Origin of the sequence: Membranihabitans maritimus (assembly GCF_021729145.1) — a bacterium.
GTDB classification, from domain to species: Bacteria; Bacteroidota; Bacteroidia; order Chitinophagales; family Saprospiraceae; genus Membranihabitans; species Membranihabitans maritimus.
Genome location: NZ_JAJSLW010000097.1, coordinates 1 through 320 on the forward strand (window position 1 = coordinate 1; position 320 = coordinate 320).

Below are 320 nucleotides of genomic sequence, written 5' to 3' on the forward strand. Positions count from 1 at the left end.
TTTCCATCTATGTCTGTAGGCTGGCCTTGATTGTTAACCCAGGTTTTGATATAGCTACCAAACGCCGCATCCAATGCCGCATACGCCCCACTTGTATCCGCAGCACTTCCACCGCCGGCATTATAACCCGCCGCTTCTTCCACTACCTCTTTGTAAAATAAGTTATACGCTTCACATGATATGGTAAGGTCTTCCAATTCTTTAGATACTTCCGCTTGCGATTTGTCTTCTACGTCTACCGTCACCCAGGCTTTACCCCAGTTACACCAGTAATCCATAACCAACAACTCTACCATAGGCTCTTCACACGCATCTTCACA

1 protein-coding gene is annotated in these 320 nt (G+C 46.6%); it reads right to left on the bottom strand.

The features are described from left to right. The coding region (locus LVD47_RS23460; protein ID WP_236981158.1) for a hypothetical protein at positions 1–320 on the bottom strand (320 nt) is incomplete at both ends.